This is a genomic window from Hyella patelloides LEGE 07179, assembly GCF_900659865.1.
In the GTDB taxonomy this organism is placed as follows: domain Bacteria; phylum Cyanobacteriota; class Cyanobacteriia; order Cyanobacteriales; family Xenococcaceae; genus Hyella; species Hyella patelloides.
The window spans coordinates 1-3,582 of the sequence record NZ_LR213775.1 but is presented as its reverse complement, the minus strand read 5'-3'; the positions used below and the strand labels follow the sequence as shown (position 1 = coordinate 3,582).

The window sequence follows — 3,582 nt, the reverse complement described above, 5'->3', positions numbered from 1 at the left end:
GGAAAAAACCAGTCTTTAGATTACCTATTTTATTGCCTATTGTCTTATTGGGAGCTTTTACTCTTTGTTTCTTAATTATTTATTATAGTGATTTGGTTTTAGAAATTTGGCAACAGAGAGAAGGCTTGGATTTAACTTTTAAGGGTTTAAAATATCTAGTAAATCAAGATGGTTCTGCGATTTTTAGTAGATATTGGTTTATTTTGAGCTTTGTGATTATTACTATTGGCTTGACCTTGTTTAAAACAGAATTTGCTTTAAACGCGATCGCTATAATTATTAGTGTTTTATTGAGTTTAATTATCGCAGGTAATTGGATTCAAATTTTAGCTTATTTACAACCTACTAGCTTTAACTATGCCGATCCTCAGTTTGGCAATGATATTAGTTTCTATATTTTTGATTTACCTGTTTTCAATTTGATTTCATTATGGTTTATTGGTTTACTAAATAGTAGCTTAGTAATCGTTTTCCTGAAATATTTATTGTCTGGTAATAGCCTTTCTGAAGGTAGATTTCCAGGATTTTCTCCTTTTCAGGTACGCCATCTTTTTGCATTAAGTGGCATAGGAATGCTAGGAATGGCTTTACATCATTGGCTCAATCGCTATCAAATACTATATTCCCCACAAGGAGTAGTTTATGGTGCAGGGTTTACCGATGTAAAATTAAAGCTACCTATTGAAACTATTTTAAGTATTTTAGCATTGGCGATCGCTTTATGGTTACTGATTTCTAGCTTTTCGCAAAAATCCCAGTTGACTAAAGAGTTACTTCAAAAGAAACCACAACAAAAGATAACCAAAACGGTCGTAATTTTGTTACCTATGATCTTTTATTTATCGTTTTTAATTACAGGAAACATATCTAGTAATTTAGTACAACGTTTTCGCGTCCAACCCAATGAACTATCAGCCGAAAGACCCTATTTATCTCGTAATATTGCCATAACGAGAAAAGCCTTTAATTTAGACGAGATAGAGGCAAAAACTTTTATCCCTGAAGGAGAATTAACCGCCACAGATATCGCTAATAATAATTCAACTATCGAAAATATCAGATTATGGGATACTCGCCCTATTTTAGAAACCAATCGTCAATTACAACAAATTCGTCTTTACTATGAATTTTTCGATGCAGATATAGATCGTTACATCTTTAAAGATAATCAAAAAAAAGATAAACAACAGGTAATTATTTCTGCTAGAGAATTAGATTATAATGCAGTACCAGAAAGAGCAAAAACTTGGGTAAACCAACATTTAGTTTATACTCATGGCTATGGCTTTACCCTCTCTCCTGTCAATAAATTAGATCAAGGAGGCTTACCTTTTTACTATGTCAAAGATATTGGTACGGCAACCCCAGAAACAGGAAGTTTGACCGTTTCAAGTCAGAAAGTTCGTGACAGTATTCCCTTAGAAAATCCACGTATTTATTACGGAGAATTAACCAATAATTACATCATGACCAGTACTAAAGCTAGGGAGTTAGACTATCCTAGCGGAGAAGAAAATGTTTATAACACCTACGATGGAAAAGGCGGTATTGGTCTTAAAAGCTATGGTTTGCGCCTCTTATTTGCTCAATACCTAAAAGATTGGCAAATGTTATTTACCAGAAACTTTACCCCCGATACTAAACTCTTATTACGACGCAATATTACCCAAAGAATTCATAAAATTGCAGGTTGGTTACGCTACGATCGAGATCCTTATTTAGTAGTAGCAGATACTTCCACCCCAGAAGCAAAAAAAGATCATCATCTTTACTGGATTATCGATGCTTATACTGTTAGCGAACGCTATCCTTATTCCGACCCTGGAAATGATAGTTTCAACTATATTCGTAACTCTGTCAAGGTAGTAGTCGATGCCTATAATGGTGATGTAAATTTTTACATTGCCGACAGCGACGATCCCATTATTAAGACTTGGAATAAAGTATTTCCCGATCTATTGAAGCCTTTAGCGGAAATGCCAGTAAGCTTACAAAATAATATTCGTTATCCAGAAGATTTATTTAGTATTCAATCAGAAAGGTTACTAACCTATCACATGACTGACCCTCAAGTATTTTATAATCGAGAAGACCAATGGCAAATACCTAAAGAAATATATGGCACAGAACCTCAACCTGTAAAACCATACTATCTCATTATGAGATTACCCACTGCTACAGCAGAAGAATTTATTTTATTACATCCCTATACTCCTACCAGCCGTCCTAACTTAATTGCTTGGTTAGCAGCCCGTTCTGATGGAGATAATTATGGTAAATTACTCCTGTATAAATTCCCCAAACAAAAGTTAATTTATGGCCCAAACCAAATTGAGGCTTTAATTAATCAAGATCCTGTTATTTCTCAGCAAATATCCCTTTGGAATCGCGAAGGTTCAAGAGCAATTCAAGGTAATTTATTAATTATTCCCATCGAACAATCTTTACTTTATGTCGAACCTTTATACATAGAAGCAGAACAAAATAGTTTGCCTGCTTTAGCTAGAGTAATTGTAGTTTATGAAAATCAAATTGTCATGGCAGAAGATTTAGATACAGCAATCTCGGCGATTTTTAAACCAGAAAATAGTAGCGATTCAACTATTATTCGACCAGTAGAAGCTATTAATTAATTTGCAGAATTTAGAACTCACCAATTCAGAAGTCATATCAGATTCGGTTAAATAGTAAAAAAATTATAAAGTTAGTAACCTGAGTTTTTAAAATTCTTCCTAGAAAAAGTTAAAATTTTTCTGCTTTAATTCGCGCCATTAAATTTTGCCAATCATCTCGATCCACTATAATTTTAGCTATTGGTATTTTTATTATTTTTTCATGACTTAGAAAATAAATTTTCTCATTTTCTACAATTAATTCACTTAACGAATTTAACTGATATTTCTTGACTTTTTTGCCCAACAAACTGTATCGACATAATTCACCATTTTTATAGCTGAAACAAGGTTTATTAAGATAAAAATAACCCACAAAGATACCGAAGCTACCGAACCAGAAATGAGGAAAGTCACCAATCAATAAGTGAATAATGCTAAAAAGCAAACTAATTGAGCCAAAAACTATTAATAAATAAGCAATTTTTTTATTGTAGTGACCCACTAAATCGTTATTATTCACAGTGTTTATAGTACTCATAAATATTCTTTTTTAAGGCTCATTATTGTAGTTTAGTATTGACCAACGGTCAGAGCAGGCTCCGTCGTTTTATTTATCCTCGAATGGGGACGGCGGAGTAATCTCTGACTCTCTTCTAAATTGGCAAGTTGTGCTTCAAGTTTTCCCTTGAGTTTCATTTGCTCCTTTAATTCTGCTTTTAACTCTTTAATTCGTCTGGCTGTTGCTTGGTAGTACTTTGATACTCCACCCTTGAGCTATTTTCGCGATTTAGATGCCATCGTCTTGATTCTTTAACGCTGCTACTGTTGAGATATCTTCTTTTTAGTTCATTATTACTATAATGTGGTGCTAAATAAGCTTTTTTTGGCATTGTCTGCTTTGATTCGTTTTGCCTCTAATTATATATAACTTTAATCGATCGGATTTAGTATCACTGGTGTTTTTTTT

At 33.3% G+C, this 3,582-nt stretch carries 3 protein-coding genes; 1 reads left to right on the top strand and 2 read right to left on the bottom strand.

Translation table 11 applies throughout. From position 1 onward, the window contains the following. Window positions 1-2,633: UPF0182 family protein (locus tag H1P_RS02695; protein ID WP_186375805.1), on the top strand; the 2,633-nt coding region annotated here is incomplete at its 5' end. Between the two features lie 109 nt (window positions 2,634-2,742). On the opposite strand, the gene H1P_RS02690 is transcribed toward H1P_RS02695, so the two are convergent. Beyond that, the gene (locus H1P_RS02690; RefSeq protein ID WP_144863886.1) at window positions 2,743-3,153 is read right to left on the bottom strand and encodes a hypothetical protein; all 411 of its coding nucleotides are present in this window, start codon (window positions 3,151-3,153) and stop codon (window positions 2,743-2,745) included. 178 nt (window positions 3,154-3,331) lie between these two features. Then, complete coding sequence (locus H1P_RS35690; protein ID WP_186375804.1) at window positions 3,332-3,505, bottom strand: hypothetical protein; 174 nt, start codon at window positions 3,503-3,505, stop codon at window positions 3,332-3,334. Window positions 3,506-3,582: the final 77 nt, after the last annotated feature.